Origin of the sequence: Desulfoscipio sp. XC116, assembly GCF_039851975.1 — a bacterium.
Lineage (GTDB): Bacteria > Bacillota > Desulfotomaculia > Desulfotomaculales > Desulfallaceae > Sporotomaculum.
Genome location: NZ_CP156660.1, coordinates 1,265,755 through 1,283,841 on the forward strand (window position 1 = coordinate 1,265,755; position 18,087 = coordinate 1,283,841).

An 18,087-nucleotide genomic window follows, 5' to 3' on the forward strand; every position below is an offset into this window, starting at 1 on the left:
ACATCCACTTTCAAATATCTTGGTTATGCAGATTGCTGCGATAAGTTGTTAGTAGCATAATAAGCGCTTGCTGGAGTCCTCTTGCCAATAGATGTATGTGGACGCTCGAAATTGTAATAACGCATAAAAGCAGCAATTCCTTGTCGGAGAGTACGGGGGGTTTCATAATTCTTCAGGTAAATATCTTCCCATTTAATGGTTCTCCAAAAGCGCTCTGTAATAGCGTTATCCAGGGCCCTACCTTTACCGTCCATACTGATTTTGATGCTATGTTCTTTGAGTGTATTTATATAGACAGGGCTGGTAAATTGACTGCCCTGATCAGAATTTAATATGATAGGAGTTCCGTGTATTTCGATGGCTCTGTTTACAGCTTTAATGACAAATTCCTTATTCATCGTATCGGAGAGCTCATATCCAACAATCATCCTGGAGTACCAGTCAATTATAGCCACCAGGTACATCCAGCGGCCTTGCATGGCACAATACGTAATATCAATTCCCCAGACATGGTTGGGGTGGGCTGCTTTGACATTCCGAAGCAGGTATGGGTAAACATACTGAGCTCTGTTACGTTTGCTGAGGTTGGGGCCGGGGTAAATCACCCGTATTCCCATTTCCCGCATATATTTTTGAATGCGTTTGCGGTTGACCTTGTAATCTACATCATCCATGTTATTTATGTCGTCAACAATCCGCCTGGAGCCTTTAAATGGATGCTGCGTGTGGATCTTGTCAATCAGATGTTTAATCTCCACTTCGTGTTTAGACACCTTTTGGGCAGTCCAGTATAAACCCGTTCGATTCAAGGATAATAGCTCGGCCTGAACTTTTATGGTTAAATGTGAATTTGTGATATCCCAATTCACCATAGCTTTGCGTTCATTCACGGGGTAAGATGCCGCTAGATTTTTTTTTAAGCCAATCCAACTGTGTTGTTAGACGGCCGACTTGCGCGTATAAGTTCTCGATGGTTTCTTCTTGTTTGCGCTTTTCTTGGGCAGCGGCTTTAGCATTCTTAGAGGTGGCGAATACCTTGTCGGCGCCTTCTAAGAGCTCCTTCTTCCAGCGGTGAACCACACTCACATGTACTCCGTATTCCGAGGCAATTTCGCCTATGTGGCGTTCTTCTTTTAAGGCTTCTAGAACTATCTGCAGTTTTTGCTCCGGTAACCATTGTTTTTTTTGCATGGGATATGCTCCTTTCACTTAGTTATTTTACTTCGAGATTGGTGTCGCTTATCCCTCGCAAAATCGTGTCGCATTTCCTGGGTCCATTATATATAGCTTGAATATCTTCCGATCTCTGCTGTATTCGCGTTATGCAAAATGTCATGCATTGTTTCACAAAAGGCGCGTATTTGAAAAATCAAAACTTTAATTTCTCTCGTTTCATCCAATGAGTTTTTTGCCATTTTATCACCTGCCATAGATATAAAGTTTAGTCAATCGATTTCTTTCAATGCTTTGGAGCACAGTCAACACAGAATCCATTGCCACCGTCGTTATGAAGCCCAATTTGTTTGCCGCAATCGGGACACATATCAAAATATGGGTCATGATAGTCATCGTTACGCTCTGTTAATTCATATTCAATAGTCTCACAATTCTCTTTGTCAAGTTCATCGAAGTCTGGCGAATCAAGTTCAAATTCACCAGCATCTTCATCTGGTAACATAACCGTAATTGACAAACTGATAGGAATCTTTATTTCTGTCATCCCATCGCCATAAGCAGTGTTATACCAAACATGATCTTCTTTATCGTATATTTCATCTGTGTGGTCAATGTAAGAAAAGTTGATTCTGACCATTGCTATGCCCGAAAGAGTGGCAACAGCAGAACCCTCTAAGGTATCAATGTATTCAATGCCATCAAGTACGAGATTTACATCTCTTATATCGACTTCTTCGACTTCATCACACTCGATGCACATTTCAACCTCATCAACTGCAAAATCCCATTCTTGATCCCCGAGCCAGTCTTTTGCACGTTCTTGAAGTGATTCAATTTGCTCTCTGATGAATGGAACGATTCGTCGGTATATTTCTTGCTCTTTAGAAATTTTCGTAAGCAAAGATTTAAGATCTTTATATATGAAAACGTCAGAAATATCTTTAAGCGCATTATGCCATCCGTCATCGCCGGTGACCACATGTAACGATTCATGTTCTGTTGAAGCAAGATATTGCTTTATGCTCATAATAACTGCGGCATCAGGAAATTCTGACTTTTTTCCTTTACGACCTTCAAAGGGAGCATTGGGTACAAAATAGTCGTTGAATAAATCTATAACTGACAGTCCAGTATTCGACAACGCTGTCGAACCACTCATATAAGAATCAAACGCCGTTGTAAGCTGCGTCGGTGCATTAAGAAGCGTGTTCTTTATTGTTTCAAATACCGATGGCGTTATTGCATTTATTAGTTCGCCATTGTCTTTAATTGCATTTTTGGCCTGTGCAGCCAAGAGTCCAACTTCAGTTTCAATGTGATGCTTGACTTCTCGAATAATAATGTCATTTGTGAACATGGAAGCAATCCCATCATCACAGTATTTTTTCAAGTTATGAAGCGATGCTCTGTCAAAATCATACTTGGCATTAATAAAAATATTCGTGTCAAGAAACACATTGAATGTAGTCATTGAGTTATGCTGACCTCCTAAACTATTCAAATATAAGCGCTCAATAGTTATCCGTTTTTAATAGCTCAATCAGTATCTGACTATTGTTCTTATCCATCTATTGTTCTTCATGCAAAAGAATATAATAAAGCTCAATCTAAGTGTGCGATCCGTTCAGTTGCGTTATATATCTTGAGGGAACTTGGTTCCTTGAATCACCCCAAGGCATAACACGAGATTTTGGGCAAGTCAAATAACATAGCCTTTTAGAACGAGTTATAGATACAAACATATTGTGCTGTTCTTCGTTTAATTGAGCTGCATCGTTAAGCGACCGATAGTCAGGAAAAACTCCTTCATTCAAACCCATTATGAAGACAATATCAAATTCAAGCCCTTTTGACATGTGTATTGTAGAAAGAGTTAAGCCCGATTCTTTCGATATATTAGTAATTCCTAATGCTATAGACCTCATCATATGTGCCAAGCTGCGATCCTCTATAGATGAATTCTTCACGTAGGTATTCCAGCGCTCTCGCCAACATAAATAATCATTAAATACCAATGACCGTTCATTATCATTTGAAAAATTATCTTCAGATTCGCAGTAAGACGATAGAATTTCAAGTGTCTTGTCAAACCTAAAAGAATTTTTTGATGTTTGGATGGAGTCCCAAGCAAAGTTAATTGCTGTTGCTCCATTGTTTCCGATAGCGCGGTTCAACTCTTCGCTTGATTTCAAATCATCAAATGATGCAATAGGTTTTGTAGTCTCTCCTAATAGGCTCACCATATCAGATAAATGAAGAACATCATTTTTATTCATGATGACACGTAATCCAAGGTCGAACAGCTTAAAGAAGACTGATTCGCTCAATAGTCCCTGATTTGTTGATATTCGGAGATTAAATTCTTTCTGTTGCTCCTCGAATAGAGCTGCCAGTGAGTTAAACACATATCGGTTTCTCGCTAATACTGCACATTGTTGCGGTGAAACTATAGTACCCTCTATATCTGGATGCCCATCTCTAATCAATGCATCGATTTTTTTAGATATCCATGTAGCCTCAGACATCTCATCATCAAAAACATGGATTTCCATTTCACCTCGAATTGGTAACTGACCTTCCATCTCAAAACTTGGCTCAATAATTTTTGCAGCATTGATAACTGCTTGGGAAGATCTGAAATTTTCTACCAACTCATACTTTTTAGCAGGATAGTCCTTTGGGAAATCAATACACATATAACGACTGGAAGAGCCGTTAAATCCATAGATAGCTTGATTGGGGTCTCCTACCATTAGAACACTTGCGGTATCACCCGCTATTGCTTTTATTACTGAATACTGAGCTTTGTTCAAGTCTTGTGCCTCATCCACACAAATGTGCTTATAGATGCGTTGATAAATTCGTGCTATTGAGGGCTTTTCAGCCATAATTCTGTAAGCATAAAGTAGAATATCATCAAAATCAATAGCGTTTTGAGATAACATCAAATCATTATACTCTTGATAGAGTCGTTGGCTTAATGGTTTTGAGGCATAATCGGTTGGAAATTTAAAATCTCTTTTAGCTTTACTCAGAAGTTCAAAAAGTTCACGCATGCCTTTTGAGTTGATTTTTCCCTCAGATGTCAGATATTTTGCTTTCATTTGAGGTACATTGTCCAAAGCTTTTTTAAATATTTCAAAGCGGTCTTCAAAAGATTCAAATATGTGCAAATCATCGGGCAGACCAATTGAAGAACCGCGTTGCAATACTATTTCCATACAAAAGTTATGAACCGTACCTACATACACAAGATCGTTAAGTTCATCTTGTGTATAAAAATGTAACAGTCGTTCTTTTAGCTCATTTGCAGCTTTATTACTAAATGTAATAGCAAGCACGCGTTCTCCACGCTTGCTTTTGGAAAGTAATCTTATTATTCTTTCAGTCAATGTACGCGTTTTCCCACTGCCAGCGCCAGCAATTACATACATATAATTATCAACGGATTCGACTATTTGAAGCTGTTTAGGTGATAAATTCATAACCTTACCCCCTCCAGACAAGCTTTAATTTGATCAAGCAATGTTTTAATTTTAGAAGGATATTTGCGCTCACCCATACAACTTGAACAAATTAATTTTGCTATGGGAACAGCATACTTGGTTTTTCCCGCTTTCATACAGTCGCAAATTGCGCGCTCACGACCACCTTCGGTGTGATAATCACGCAATGGGCTTTCCTTTATCATTTGCCCGCATGTTTCACATGGTATACCCGTACTGCGAGGACTCATGGATTCTCCGTGATGCTGTTGAATAAAATAATCAAAATATGGATCTTGGTGTTCCTCATCTTCAATGCCCTCATATTCATTGATGGCTGAGATTATTTCTGCTGCATATCCAGCATTGAGCAGATATGTTTCAAAGTCATACGAATCATTTAATACAATTATGTTATTGTATTGGTCTAAATCAGGTTTAGCAGGCAAATTTCTAAGTTGCTTCATCGTAGATTTCAAATCATTGATAGCTGCTGCTTCTCCATCGCTAAAGATATACCAGTTGGCACCTATACTTTCCAACATACGTAAAAATGGAAGATAGTTTTTACCGCCTACTCCTACAAAACTTACACCTAATTCATAGGGTTCATAACCAAAAAATTCTTTAAAGAAAACTTGGAGTGCCTGCTCCTCCGTTTCCCCTTCTGCTAATATTGCCACATTAGCAAAAAGTAATTCTCCTCGTGTATTAAGAACAAATCTTTCAATATGGCGTATCTCTTCGGCGGTCAATCCAAGACTTGACAGTGAAGAAAAATATGTTTTAGCGCTCCGCAAAGCTACATATATTAGATTGTCCAAACTCGATGAAGACAAGATGTAAGGGGAATGAGTAGTAACAATACGCTGCCCCTGAATACCAGAAAAATCTTTTACTAATTCCCGTTGAGAATGTGGATGGATATGAGATTCAGGTTCTTCAAATGCAACCATACAAAAGTAAGGTGTTTCATTGGCATCGTTTATTTTCTTGTTAACAATCGTTTTTAAAGAAGCAAACACAGCACGACTGCGCGTTCCTAACCCCAAGTTGGCTATAGGAATAGAAGAGGAAGCATTTTGGGATACATAAATATCCAGTCCTTTATACAGTTCATCAACGCTTCTTGTAATTGGGTTAATTTCCACACTACTATTTCTTGTATTTGTTGCAGAAGCTAAATCTCTTGAAACTTGTTGCAAGAAGGGACTTTCTGACATAATGCGATCACTCAATGTGCCAAGTGATGATTCTATTTCGGCTTTTGCTTCTGGTGTCATTTTTAGTTTTGAGATCTGCTTACTCCACATAGAACTCTTATCTCGAATATCAGAAGACATATCACGTTGCGCATCAAGATAAATAAACTCAAAAGCAGACAATGTTTTGTATCGGAGAGAGCTTCCAACTACAATCTCGTTTTCTCTCCACTCATTTATGACCATCCTATCTCGCACATACTCTTCTTTATCCGAGTCGTAAGCGAACTCTGTACGGAAAGCAAAAAATTCTTTATCCTCATCGTCGGTCATGACATTCTCTCCTAAGTGCAATCCCCATAATTCATTGAAGGTGTCTGTTTGTTTGCCATCCTCCCCGACAGGAACAAATTTTAAATCAATAGAAACAACCGTAGTGTTGCTATAGGGTGTGACTAAGGAGCAAAATACATCTTTCTCGTCTATGCTACCATTGCCTAAAGCTAATCTTAGGGCAAGTAAAAAATTTGATTTGCCACTATCGTTCATACCGAACATCACAGAAAATGGGCGCAGTTGAACAGTGGCTTCATTTATTGATCGAAGATTACGAATACAAACTTGAGTTAGCTGAATATTCATAAACATGCCTCCTCTGGCATTAAAGCGTCCAACGGTGAATTATTCTTGTTTTATACACAGAAGGTCTTCTACTCCACAACTAAATAGGGTACATAATTTATATATTGTTTCAAAGTCGATTCTCGTAGCTTTGTCATTATACAGATTAGAAATCGTATTTCTTGAAAGTCCCGTTTTCTCATGAACATCTTTTATTGAGTAGCGTCGGCTTCCCATCAGCGTAGACAAATTACTGTGAATAGGCATTGGTTACTCCCCCCACAACCTGTTTCCAGTAAAATTATACCATGTTTCCTACGCACCGTAAACAGCATTATACGCACAGGGGGGATTCAAATAACTTATCTGAGCTTGGCACTACTTGTCTATGCTTGCCATACGAAACTTCTTGACGACATCCAGCCTGTATGCCGGATCAATCCACATGCTGAATTCACAGGCAATGTCCGGATGGGCAAAGGTCCCGCCATTTTTACCCTGCTTCGACGTAATTCCTACCGCACCTGTATTGGCAATCCACTGCTTAAGCGTCAGTGTAAAAGAGCTGGATTTCATCTTTTCAATTAGCGCCATACATTCTTCATCTATGAATTTAGCATTGCTCTCCTTCTCCCATAGACGGAGGAATTCAATTGTCCCATAGTTGCGCAGCCAGCTTTGAATCACATAGCTGGGTGCGTCTGTATTTTTCTGTCGGGCTATTTCAGTCAGCGATATGTAGGTATCGTCTGGAGAAATGATCTGAATATGTTTAGCGATCATGGCTTCACCGATTGATGAGCGGCGGAATCCAGGCACAAAACTTGCATTCATCTGCTCGAGCATCTTTTCGGAGAGCGTGTCCGCAACGTCTTGCTCCATAAGATTCTTTGAAACTAAGTGCTTAAAGATTTTTTCCCTTGATATGCAATATGTCCAAATTGCTTCCGCACGCTTTTCTTCCTCGGTCACCATGCTCATCTCCCATCCAAACAAAACCTGAATATATTCATATTATACTTTGTTCGGGAGAGTTTGAATAGTGTTGTTTAGAGAGAGGAAAAGCGCTGGGTATGCTTGTACTCAAAAGAGATAGAGCCAGCATGGTCAACTAGGATTTGGTCAATCAAATCTCTGACATGCTCTGAATCAAAAGTGTCCATACTGAGCGCATTGCAAACTAACTGAATGATATCCTTTTCTGCAATTGATGGGGACTGCGTGCAGCTTCTACTTTCCACCTGGCTAGCGCAACGCCATACTACTTCACCGGAGGCACGTGTAATCCGGCGATAATTCGCGCCGCACTCCGAGCAAACTAAAAGACCGCTCAGTACATTCTTTGAATTGTACCGGGCGGCCTTCCGCTGTGTGCTTCCGTCATTATTAAGTTCTTGATTTGAGCGTGCAGCTTTTTCAAACTGTACTGCGGTATATAGTTCCAAGCTAATAATGAGAGGAACATACTTTGAACTGGACAACAGCTTATCAATTGCGGCCCGCCCCCAACACTTATTCCCTGATGGCGAGGGGATACCCCGACTCTCCAGCATTCTTGCTAATCCTCCAAGGCTATTGCCGTTAAGGTATTCTCTAAAAATCATCTGAATAACTTGCGCTTGTGCTTGGTCAATAGTAACCTTGCCATCATTATCTACAGCAAAACCATAGGGAATTTTCATCGAAGATATCCTCCTTAAACATTGTTATTTGTGAGTTCATTAGCTGAAATATTCTCCTTGCGATCTAAAACCCGCATTAAATCATGTTATAAATTGAATTGTAGAAGGGGGTAAGCCTTTACTTTTTATAATTTCAAGGGTAAAGCTTATACAAAACCGCCATTTAAGGGCATAAAAAAGACAAACCCACTTTTAACTAAGTTAAAAAAGTAGGTTTGTCTACTTGGTGGACGAGAGGGGATTCGAACCCCCGACCCCTGCGTTGCGAACGCAATGCTCTCCCGCTGAGCTACACGCCCTTAGGTAATTTAAGTGAACAAAAATTATAATAGCATAAAATCCGCCTACAGGCAAGGGTTATGTGAATTACAATTGAACTTGCAATTAAAGCAATCCAGCTATGTATTTAAGATATAATAGACCGGATTTAGGTTGCCCTATTGGTTTGATAACGATATATTTGTTCTGAAAGCTGGTGGATAACCGCCAGTGCCTCACTGTAACCGGGTGTATCTTTGCTGGTAACGACCAGTATATAAGGCCGTTTGGGGTGATCAACATAAGCAGCATCGTTATAAGTGTTGGTCGGCGGCCAAGTGCCTATTTTATTGGCTACCTTGATTTCCGGCGGCAGGGGCTCTGGAATGCGGTCTTTGAGTTTATTATCAAGCAGATTATTAAACAGCCGTTCCCCTGCCGGCTGATCGGCTAAACGTACTGCCTCTTGCATATATAACGCTAAATCATAAGGACATGTGCTATTTTGTTTATTATCCACCACTTGTCCACCCAAGGAACGCATAAAGTCCTTCACATTTTGTTTGCCCAGCCGATCCAATAATATATTGGTGGCTACATTATCGCTGTATAATATGGAATAATCCGCCAGCTGTTCTATGCTATAGCTGCCTCCGGGTGATTTGTTCTGCAGTATGCCGGTGCCCCCTTCCATGTGTTGGTCCGTGAAAGTCAATTGCTCTGTCAGACTTAATTGGCCGTTGTCTGCTGCACGGTAAAGATACAGGTTCATAGGCACTTTAAATGTGCTGGCGGCATGAAATACTGTACGGGAATTATAGCCGAACTTTTGGCCCGAATGTATATCAATAAAATAAAGTCCGTAAACGCCCGGTTGTTCGTCCAGGTAGCTGGTAATTTGTTTTTGCAGTGTTGAATAATCGGGTATTGGTTGAATAATTTTTTTTAACGGCTCACTGATAACTGACGCGCTTGTTAATAGAAAAACGGCAAATAGTACATAAAGGGCAATTTTTTTCAAGTGTATTCAGACCTCCGGGGAAGAAGTTAATATATACAAACTACCATAATATGTAAATTAAGTAAAGTTAAGTAACCCGTTGGGGAATAAAAGCAATAAACTATCCTGAAAATAGCGTTAGGTAATTTCATCCTCTGATGGTGCCGTGTTGGTGGCATGGGTGTCTATAACGTAATTGCAATCCTAAAACCGAAGTGCTCAAAGAGGAACTATCAGGGATTCCCTTTGCTGTTCGGCGGCTGATGTGGTTTAATAAGCTCATCGGCAAAAAACTATTAGTTAAAGTATGGTGTGAAAATATGATATTTAATCCCTTTGCTCTGATAAATAAAGAGGAAGTGCGCCGCAGGGTGGAAAAAATGCGTAAAGATCATCCGGATTTAACCAATCGGGAGCTGTGTGAGCTGATTATTGCCCGGAAAAGCCGGTTTTGCGCCGCCAGCGGTGTATTTACCGCTTTGCCGGCCGCAGTGCCGGTTGTTGGGACTCTGATTACCCTGATAGGGGGTACGGCGCTGGACATGGCAGCTGTAGGTTACTTTACAGCGGAAATGATTCTGGAAATGTCCGCTGTTTACGGGCGTAATTTATATTTGCCTAAGGTCTCCCGGGAGGCATTGTGGGTAATGGCCTCTGCTGTTGGCGCGGATACGGCTAACAAGACTATTGGCAGGACGGCGGTGCAGCAGATGAATAACCAGTTTTTTACACGCATGTTGCGCGAGGTGCTGGTATCTCTGGGTATTCGAGCCACCCAGCGGACAGTGCTGAAAGTGATACCATTTTTGGGAGCAATAATTTCGGGTTCGGTTAATTATTATGTTTGCCGCAAGATTGGGCGCATTGCCGCGGATCATTATGAAAAAGATACTTATGAACACTGGATGGGCGATACCATTGATGTTGAAAGAGAGGTTATGGATTAAATAAGCAGATTAAAATCATTCTTTCAAGCGGTCGTAAGGTTTGCTGCGAATCCGTCCCAAATGTACTTATTAACGAAATAAACATAAAAAAAGCCCTGGCTTTATGACCGGGCTTATAGCTTTATGTATTCCACTTTTATATTCGGGTGATCCCATAAATGTCTGATTGTTTGTTCAACCTGCTTAACGTTGCCGCTGGTATAAAAAACTTCCAGACCGCTCCGGGGAGTGTTATTTGCCAGCAAATCTTCTGATTGTAAGATCTGGTGCACTCTTTTGGCTACTGCGCAACCGGTATCGATTACCTCTACCTTGGGTCCCATTATAGACTCCACCAGTGGGCGCAGGAAAGGATAATGAGTGCAACCCAGTACCACGGTGTCCACGCTGTTTATTATGAGTGGATTCAAGAACTGGCGCAGCAATGCAGTTGTCTCCGGAGTATCCAGCAAACCCAATTCCACTTGTTCCACCAGGCCCGGACAGGGCACATTTATAACTTCGATGCCGTTGGCAAAGCGCGTTAGAAGGGAATTGAAGCGGTCTCCATTAATGGTGACACCTGTGGCCAGCACACCTATTTTACCGTTACGGGTTATATGGGCGGCGGGTTTGATGGCTGGCTCCATGCCTACAATAGGTACCTGAAAATGCTGGCGCAGGTAGTCAAGGCCTGCTATAGATGCGGTGTTGCATGCGGCCACAATTACTTTGGCCCCGGTGTTGATCAAAAATTGAGTAATTTTAATGGTTCGCCGTCGTATGTGCTCCGGCGGTTTTACTCCATATGGACAATGGGCGGAATCGGCGAAGTAAAGAAGGTTTTCACCCGGCATCAGGTGGCGGATTTCCTTCAATACCGATATACCTCCCACACCCGAATCAAAAATCCCTATGGGATTCGGGTTGGGCAAGGGTGCCTCACCTCTATTCCTTTAATATTCCCATAACAGGATATCATTTTAGCCTGAGGCATGCAATATTTAGAACGGTATGGTTTACTTTCTGTCTGTTTTGCCGTGGTATAGCTGGTGCGTGGCGGTTAATACTGCTGCCAGTGTCAAAATCCCTGCTATTAGATGATATTTATCCGCGCCTGCAACTCCCACGTAGGCAGCCAGCCCAAGTACAGCGGTAATAATAATTATTATGGCCGTAACGGCAGCCAATAATTTTTGCATGGGCGTCACTCCTTTTATTATTATGTATATTTTACTTTTAGCACTGACTTTCCTTCTGTGGGTTTTTTATTTGGGCAAAAAGAATACTGCGGAGCAATATTCCAATTGACATATGGGTACATATAAAATATAATAATACATGCCTTGCGAATGTTGCCGGAGTGGCGGAACTGGCAGACGCAAGGGACTTAAAATCCCTCGATCAGTAATGATCGTACCGGTTCGATTCCGGTCTCCGGCACCACTTGATATGCCAGTTAATGCATCCCCGTTTTCGGTGGGTGCATTAACTTTTTTTATGGGTACCGATTGGCTGCGCATTGGAAGGGAGTATTAACCGTGGATAAACGAAACGTGCTGTGGGAGAAGCACCGCATAATGCTGCCGGTAATGCGAGAGAAGACGGTCCATCGCTGCAGTTTGAAACACGACGAATTAGAGTCACCGCGCGCGATGTTCCAGGGCGCCATTGGCGAGCAATGCAAGAACCAGAGTCATTTAGCTATCTCTCAATCCTTGCGTTAGGCTGTGGACAGTGCTACTTTAAAAAAACGACCATAACAATAATTAGAACCCGAAAAAACAAGTTGGGTAGATAGTAGTGGCCTACCAGTATTCCCAAGTTAGTGGTTAACGTCATACCGGAACTGTGACTTTACCGCACAGAAACACTTATATCTACATTAATGGCGGTTTCCCAGTTCCGGACTGACGGTTTCCGTTATTCCGGAACTGCGGTTTCACCGCAACGGTATATCCACTCTCCACTCCGGTCTGTACGTTGTAGGCCGGTTTTAATTTTAATTGGGCATTGCGCATGTGGTCATCTTTCATGTGCATGAATGTGGCATCGGGATCTGTTTGGAGTAACTGTTTCTTCCTTGGGCTTCCCTCTTTTCCCCTTCCTAAGTGATTCCTCTAGTCATTGTCGTTAAAATAAATATCGGCATATGTTAGATTAAAATTAAGTCTAAAAAGTTGTAATAATATCATTTGTGATAACATACAATATGTACAAATGTAAGTCTGCATGTTATCATAGGGGTGAAATATTTTGGAAAATATCACAGGGGGGCTGCCTATGACCACCGCCGTTACCATTGCCGAATTCAGAAAAGATCTGTGCAGATTGATTGACAGTGCATTAACCGGCAGGGAAATTATATGCATGGACGCTAAAAGTAGGGATAGACAAACGTGTTCCCTAATTAAAACCAATTTATTACTGGAAATGTTACAAGCCTATATCTTTAAGCCCAAGGTTTCTTATGACCAAGAAACCAAGACCCATAATATCCATCTGGATGAACTCAAGTTGTATGCCTACGCTGATACATTGGAGGAGGCAACAGAACAGATAATTGATTTAACCATTGATTATGCCCGGGATTATATTAATCGCCTTGAATTGTTTTTAAATGTCCCGGACAGGAAATCTCATTATCCGTACGTCATAAGACTGGCTCATTGTCAGAATGCGAACGAAGTTAAAAAACTAATCTTCGGGAGTTAATGATGGGCACATGTAACTTCAGGGTATTTATCAAGGTTTGCAAGAAGCTGGGCCTCCAAAAAAGAAAGATGGGCAATCGTTTTGTTTGGGAAGGCATAGACAACAAAGGCCAATATTGTCAAGTATCCATCCATATCCACGCCGAAGGAAGGGACATTCCCAGCGGAACATTCAATAAAATGGTTAAGGATCTAGGTTTTGAGAGCGAGGAAGATTTTTTCAGGTACAACAAGTTCAATAAATAAAAAAATTTTTTGTTGGCGCACATAGGCCTTGGCAAATATAAAGACTTAGTGATCATTAATGATTCGTTTAGCATTTTATACAGAACGTCTTTTTCGCATTAGGCAAACCCAGGCTCTGGGCGGGTTTGGATGGTTAGATCCAAAGTGGCTTGAGACGAGCGAAAGGATTTCGAAGTAAGGTTCCACGGAGTTAACAATATCTCTGGCAGTACGCTGCGGTGGACCCGGGCCGTCACGTTGTTCATCGGCGTTGCCAGTAATACTCAGCCACAGGCCGTCTTTTTCTAAATAGGCAGCGGTATTCTCAGCAAATCTCTTCCGTTCTTGATCAGATTTTAATGAATGAAAACAACCTCTATCAAACACAAAACCAAATGGCGCCCCTTCAATTTTGTTCGTAAGGAAGTCAGTTACAATAAAGGTACATTTGACGTTAGCTTTTGAAGCTTCCTCTATGGCCTTTTGTATTGCAATTTCTGATGTGTCAATACCTATAACATCAAAGCTTTTTTGAGATAGCCATATGGAGTTATTGCCAGTTCCGCATCCTATATCCAGAGTTTTACAGGGTTTTATCTCCATCGTGGTTGCAGCCTGAACAAGGTTAAAACCAGGTTTGCCAATATCCCAAGGAGTATCGCCTGTTTTATATCTTTTCTTGTAACGTTCCTCTATCATCATCTTGTTTGTACCTCCCACGGACATAACGTGTTCTTCAGCGGTGCACCATTTCCGGCAAATTCACTAATTCAGTGCAAGGACCTATTTTTTTCGGATCCATCATTCAGGGTATCCTGGCAGGCGCTGAATACTCGATGGAACAAATTGTTACGCCTTTCTCCTATCCATTATTATACTTCATAACCTGATTATTGCAACACACGAATGTAACTTACAATATCCTGAATATCACCTTCTTAAAAAGAAAAAACCTGCATATCCCCGGAAATAAAGAGTTCTTACAACTGTTGCAAATTGGTCGGAATCCGTAATAAAATTTAGGGCTAATCTCCTCTGTCGAAATATTCTTGTTAATTTGCATAAACTTTTTCGACAAAGCAGCGAATATGGTTTCTTAAATATCACATAAATTCCGGCAAAGTTAAAAGGGTTCACCTGTTAGTCTTTAGAAATGTTTTTTTACCTCTACAAAAGAACAACAACTGTCTTTCTTTAAATGACTGTGGATATAGCTATGTAAGTCAGTCCTGCCAGTATTGAAGTTATGGGTAAGGTAATCAGCCAGGCGATAACTATTCTCTGTGCGGTTCCCCATTTGACAGAGGAAATACTTTTAGCCGAGCCGACGCCCATAATAGCGGAAGATATTACATGGGTGGTGCTTACGGGTTGCCCCAGTGCGGTGGCGCTTATAATTATCGTAGCTGATGTTAAATCAGAAGCAAAACCGCTAATTGGCTGCAGTTTAATAATTTTAGTGCCCACAGTTCTGATGATTCTCCAGCCGCCGATTGATGTTCCCAATGCCATAGCCAGGGCGCAGGATATTTTAACCCAAAACGGTATCTCCATTGTCTGATGCAGCCCACCGGCTATTAAAGCAAAGGTGATGATGCCCATTGACTTCTGAGCGTCATTGGTACCGTGACTAAATGCCTGAAAAGCTGCCGTTATAATTTGCATAGTTCTAAAACCGCGGTTTACAGAGTGGGGGTTGGCGTTCTTAAAGATAAATCTCAGTATCGACATAATAATATAGCCAATGGCAAAGGCAGCAAAGGGTGATAAGATCAGCGCTTGAATGATAGTTATAAAACCTTCTAAGTTAACTCCTGCCAGACCCGCGGCAGTAATTACCGAACCGGCTAGTGATCCTATCAGGGCATGGGAGGAACTGCTGGGTACGCCGTAATACCAGGTTATTAAATTCCAAATTATAGCCGCAATTAAAGCGGCTATAACAATAGTTAATCCGTTTTCCAGTTCAAAAGGGTTGGCGATTTTGCCGCCGATAGTTTTGGCCACGCCGGTAAAGGTTAATGCGCCAACCAGATTCATTGAAGAAGCTAATACAATAGCCATTCGTGGGGTTAATGCCTTGGTGGATACGGAAGTGGCAATGGCGTTGGCCGTATCATGAAAACCGTTTATAAAATCAAAAGAAAGTGCCATGATAACTACAATAAAAACCAGCGGTATAGTAGATTCCATAATTAATCTCCTTACGAATTGCGCATCATTAAGGCTTCTAGAATATCGGCCACATCTTCACAAGCATCTGTGATACCTTCCAGCATTTCGTATAATTCCTTTTTTTTAATGATTAATATCGGGTCGTTATATTCTTCAAATAAATCTTTAATACATTCCCTCAATAACTGATCGGCTTCATTTTCCAACTCATTGATTCTATATATGTGTCTTAACATTTCCTGTAATTTTTTTTGTTCCAGCAGCCTCATGGCGGTACATATCTCATTGGCGCAATTAACAATCATTTGTACAAACAATTTAATATAATCATCAGCCTCGGTTACCTTGTACAATTCTAAACGGTCGGCGCATGCCTCTATGCCGTCAACAACGTCATCCAGTTTTAATGCCAGACCAAGTATATCCTCCCTTTCCAAAGGCGTAATAAAAGTTTTGTTTAAGGCATGAATGATCTTATGGGTAAGCTCGTCCCCTTTGTCTTCAAGAATTTTTATTCTTTCCGCGTATGATTCCACTTCTCGTAAATCGTTAATTTCCTCTTGGAATAAAACACTGGCATCTCTTAAATTATGGGTACTTGATACCAGGGTTTCTAAAAAAACATCTTTCTTTTTAAAGAACATCTGATTTACCTCCTGCTGAAAAGACCTTGCGAATTTACTGTGACGGCTATAAGAATAATACTTACTATCCAATGATATATTAACTTGCGGAACAAGTAAATACTGCCCGGTCACGAAAGTCATGACCGGCGGTTATACCGTTCCTGGTTAAAACATATTATAGAAATATGGGACTAGAGTGGGATAAATATAAGGAAAAAATCCTACTATAGGAAGGTTTTTGTTAATATGTGTGGAATAACAAATAATTAAAAAGATAGAAAGCAGTTAAAGTAGCATGTAAAGTAGTATGATAATTCTCGCGATTTAGCTTTGCCACCGGACGAATCGGATAAGTAAACTGTTAAGCGTATTGCGGCGTTTATTGACTGTGAGTTTGTATTAAAATATTGGAAGATACAGATAGTTGACTGCCTGAACGGGCTTGCATTTTGGCAATATGTGGTAGTCGTGTATTCCATAATACTTCTATAAGGGCATACGTATTATCAATATTCTGTTATTTGCAATGTAAAAGTGGAAAAACGTTGAACGTACTACGGGAGTGCTGGCAGATGCAAAAAAGCCAACTTAAAAGTGAACTTAAGTTGAGAGCCATGTTTGAAAATACATTAAATCCTATCTTCGTATTTGATGGAGAATATCGATATATTGATGCCAACCGGGCGGGGCTGGATTTTTTGGAATGTAACAAACAAGAACTGTCGGCCAGGTGTTTGGGAGATGCGATTTTACCACTGGATTTGGAACAACGTATGCTGCGGAAAAAGGACTTTGAGAAACCGGAGACATTCGAAATAAACTATCCAATAGGTGATCAAGTTAAAACACTGCTGCTTAATATAGTACCGGTTAAAGCAGCTGACCAAAATGTTATATATGGGATCGGGCAAGAGATTACTCATTATAAAAAGGATGTTGAACAGCTGCGCTATCTTAGTCTGCATGATCCGGTTACCGGTCTTTTTAATCGTGCTTATTTTGAACAAGAGATGAGCCGATTGGATGCCGGGCGTAACGTACCGGCATCCATCGTATTATGTGACTTGGATGGTCTTAAATTTATTAACGATACTTTAGGGCATGATAAGGGAGATGCATTAATCATGGTTGCCGCCGATATACTAAGAGATTGTTTCAGGGGCGGCGACATGGTAGCCAGGATTGGCGGCGATGAATTCGCTATACTGTTCCCCAATGGTGAGAGAAATGTGGTGGAAAACATCTGTCGCAGAGTCAGATGGGCCGTGGCCAATCATAATAAAGTCAGCCCCGACCTTCCATTAAGTATATCCATAGGCTACGCCACCCGATCCGGAGACGGCAAAAATATGAATGACCTATTTAAAGAAGCCGATAATAATATGTATCGGGAGAAGTTGCAGCATAGTCAGCGCGCGAGGGGTACCATAATAAAGACATTGTTCGAAGCATTAAAAACAAAGGATTTTATAACTACGGAGCAAGTAGTTAAATTTCGCCAACTAGTGGGGTTGTTTGGTACCGATGTTGGCTTATCTGACACCAGTGTTTCCAGGCTGAGACTGTTGGCGCAATTTCATGACATCGGCAAGGTGGGTTTGCCGGAGGATATACTTTTTAAGCCTGGGCCGCTCACGGCTGAAGAAGCGGCCGAGATGCGCCGGCACTGTGAAATTGGCCACCGCTTGGCGCTGTCGACGCCCGACCTTTTCCCTATAGCTGATTGGATACTTAAACACCATGAATGGTGGAACGGCAATGGCTATCCGCTGGGTTTAAAGGGGATAGAAATTCCCTTGGAATGTCGTATTTTAGCTATTGCCAACGCATACATGGCTATGGTAAGTTTCCGACCCTATCGGGATACGTTATCGCGTGAGCAGGCTCGCATTGAGCTTGTAAATTATGCGGGAATCCAGTTTGATCCTCAACTGGTTGCTCGGTTTATAGAGTTTATGGAAGTCAGAGCCGGGTAGGTATAAAGCTGCCTCTAAGAT

General features: G+C 41.2%; 17 protein-coding genes and 2 tRNA genes. 5 read left to right on the top strand and 14 right to left on the bottom strand.

The genetic code is table 11. The features are described from left to right. Positions 1 to 23 precede the first annotated feature (23 nt). The 9 genes from ABDB91_RS06010 to ABDB91_RS06050 form a co-directional block, all read right to left on the bottom strand. Positions 24 to 1,191, bottom strand: a protein-coding gene (locus ABDB91_RS06010; RefSeq protein WP_347487794.1) for an IS3 family transposase whose coding sequence is annotated in 2 segments (ribosomal slippage) — positions 24 to 908 and positions 910 to 1,191 — 1,167 coding nt in all. Because the reading frame shifts where the segments join, the coding sequence is not laid out codon by codon here. Between the two features lie 268 nt (positions 1,192 to 1,459). Further along, entirely contained in the window at positions 1,460 to 2,647 is a 1,188-nt protein-coding gene (locus ABDB91_RS06015; RefSeq protein WP_347490700.1) for a PIN domain-containing protein, read from the bottom strand. Between the two features lie 136 nt (positions 2,648 to 2,783). Continuing rightward, a complete protein-coding gene (locus tag ABDB91_RS06020) occupies positions 2,784 to 4,661 on the bottom strand; it encodes an ATP-dependent helicase (RefSeq protein WP_347490701.1) in 1,878 nt (625 codons plus the stop codon). Continuing rightward, the gene (locus ABDB91_RS06025) at positions 4,658 to 6,505 is read right to left on the bottom strand and encodes an AAA family ATPase (RefSeq protein ID WP_347490702.1); all 1,848 of its coding nucleotides are present in this window, start codon (positions 6,503 to 6,505) and stop codon (positions 4,658 to 4,660) included. The genes ABDB91_RS06020 and ABDB91_RS06025 overlap by 4 nt, the downstream gene beginning before the upstream one ends. Positions 6,506 to 6,544: 39 nt before the next feature. After that, entirely contained in the window at positions 6,545 to 6,751 is a 207-nt protein-coding gene (locus ABDB91_RS06030; RefSeq protein ID WP_347490703.1) for a helix-turn-helix transcriptional regulator, read from the bottom strand. A gap of 111 nt (positions 6,752 to 6,862) precedes the next feature. Continuing rightward, complete coding sequence (locus ABDB91_RS06035; protein ID WP_347490704.1) at positions 6,863 to 7,459, bottom strand: KilA-N domain-containing protein; 597 nt, start codon at positions 7,457 to 7,459, stop codon at positions 6,863 to 6,865. A gap of 74 nt (positions 7,460 to 7,533) precedes the next feature. Further along, complete coding sequence (locus ABDB91_RS06040; RefSeq protein ID WP_347490705.1) at positions 7,534 to 8,166, bottom strand: recombinase family protein; 633 nt, start codon at positions 8,164 to 8,166, stop codon at positions 7,534 to 7,536. 224 nt (positions 8,167 to 8,390) lie between these two features. Then, positions 8,391 to 8,465, bottom strand: a tRNA-Ala gene (locus ABDB91_RS06045). A gap of 128 nt (positions 8,466 to 8,593) precedes the next feature. Continuing rightward, positions 8,594 to 9,445, bottom strand: a complete 852-nt coding sequence (locus ABDB91_RS06050) for a serine hydrolase (RefSeq protein ID WP_347490706.1) — start codon at positions 9,443 to 9,445, stop codon at positions 8,594 to 8,596. Positions 9,446 to 9,744: 299 nt separating this feature from the next. On the opposite strand from ABDB91_RS06050, the gene ABDB91_RS06055 reads away from it, so the two are divergent. Then, positions 9,745 to 10,371 (top strand): hypothetical protein, encoded by a 627-nt coding sequence (locus ABDB91_RS06055; protein WP_347490707.1) that lies wholly within the window; start codon positions 9,745 to 9,747, stop codon positions 10,369 to 10,371. A gap of 113 nt (positions 10,372 to 10,484) precedes the next feature. Here the strand turns inward: ABDB91_RS06055 and murI are convergent, their stop codons facing one another. Then, on the bottom strand, positions 10,485 to 11,285 hold the full coding sequence (gene murI, locus ABDB91_RS06060; protein ID WP_347490708.1) for a glutamate racemase: 801 nt from the start codon (positions 11,283 to 11,285) through the stop codon (positions 10,485 to 10,487). Positions 11,286 to 11,369: 84 nt separating this feature from the next. Beyond that, entirely contained in the window at positions 11,370 to 11,552 is a 183-nt protein-coding gene (locus ABDB91_RS06065; protein WP_347490709.1) for a hypothetical protein, read from the bottom strand. A 155-nt stretch (positions 11,553 to 11,707) separates the two neighbouring features. Between ABDB91_RS06065 and ABDB91_RS06070 the strand changes: the two genes are divergently transcribed. From ABDB91_RS06070 to ABDB91_RS06080, 3 genes are all read left to right on the top strand, one after another. Beyond that, positions 11,708 to 11,796: transfer RNA gene (locus ABDB91_RS06070), tRNA-Leu, on the top strand. Between the two features lie 810 nt (positions 11,797 to 12,606). Continuing rightward, positions 12,607 to 13,065 carry a hypothetical protein gene (locus tag ABDB91_RS06075; RefSeq protein ID WP_347490710.1) on the top strand — a complete coding sequence of 153 codons (459 nt, stop codon included), beginning with the start codon at positions 12,607 to 12,609 and terminating at the stop codon, positions 13,063 to 13,065. Continuing rightward, positions 13,065 to 13,310 (top strand): hypothetical protein, encoded by a 246-nt coding sequence (locus tag ABDB91_RS06080; RefSeq protein WP_347490711.1) that lies wholly within the window; start codon positions 13,065 to 13,067, stop codon positions 13,308 to 13,310. The genes ABDB91_RS06075 and ABDB91_RS06080 overlap by 1 nt, the downstream gene beginning before the upstream one ends. Positions 13,311 to 13,385: 75 nt before the next feature. Here ABDB91_RS06080 and ABDB91_RS06085 read toward each other — a convergent pair whose 3' ends face one another. The 3 genes from ABDB91_RS06085 to ABDB91_RS06095 form a co-directional block, all read right to left on the bottom strand. Continuing rightward, positions 13,386 to 13,988 carry a class I SAM-dependent methyltransferase gene (locus ABDB91_RS06085; RefSeq protein WP_347491540.1) on the bottom strand — a complete coding sequence of 201 codons (603 nt, stop codon included), beginning with the start codon at positions 13,986 to 13,988 and terminating at the stop codon, positions 13,386 to 13,388. A 495-nt stretch (positions 13,989 to 14,483) separates the two neighbouring features. After that, positions 14,484 to 15,482: an inorganic phosphate transporter gene (locus tag ABDB91_RS06090; RefSeq protein ID WP_347490712.1), complete on the bottom strand. Its 999-nt coding sequence runs from the start codon at positions 15,480 to 15,482 to the stop codon at positions 14,484 to 14,486. A gap of 11 nt (positions 15,483 to 15,493) precedes the next feature. Next, positions 15,494 to 16,108, bottom strand: coding sequence for a DUF47 family protein (locus ABDB91_RS06095; RefSeq protein WP_347490713.1), 615 nt, complete (start codon positions 16,106 to 16,108; stop codon positions 15,494 to 15,496). Between the two features lie 554 nt (positions 16,109 to 16,662). Between ABDB91_RS06095 and ABDB91_RS06100 the strand changes: the two genes are divergently transcribed. Further along, positions 16,663 to 18,066 carry a diguanylate cyclase gene (locus tag ABDB91_RS06100; RefSeq protein ID WP_347490714.1) on the top strand — a complete coding sequence of 468 codons (1,404 nt, stop codon included), beginning with the start codon at positions 16,663 to 16,665 and terminating at the stop codon, positions 18,064 to 18,066. The last annotated feature ends 21 nt before the right edge of the window (positions 18,067 to 18,087 follow it).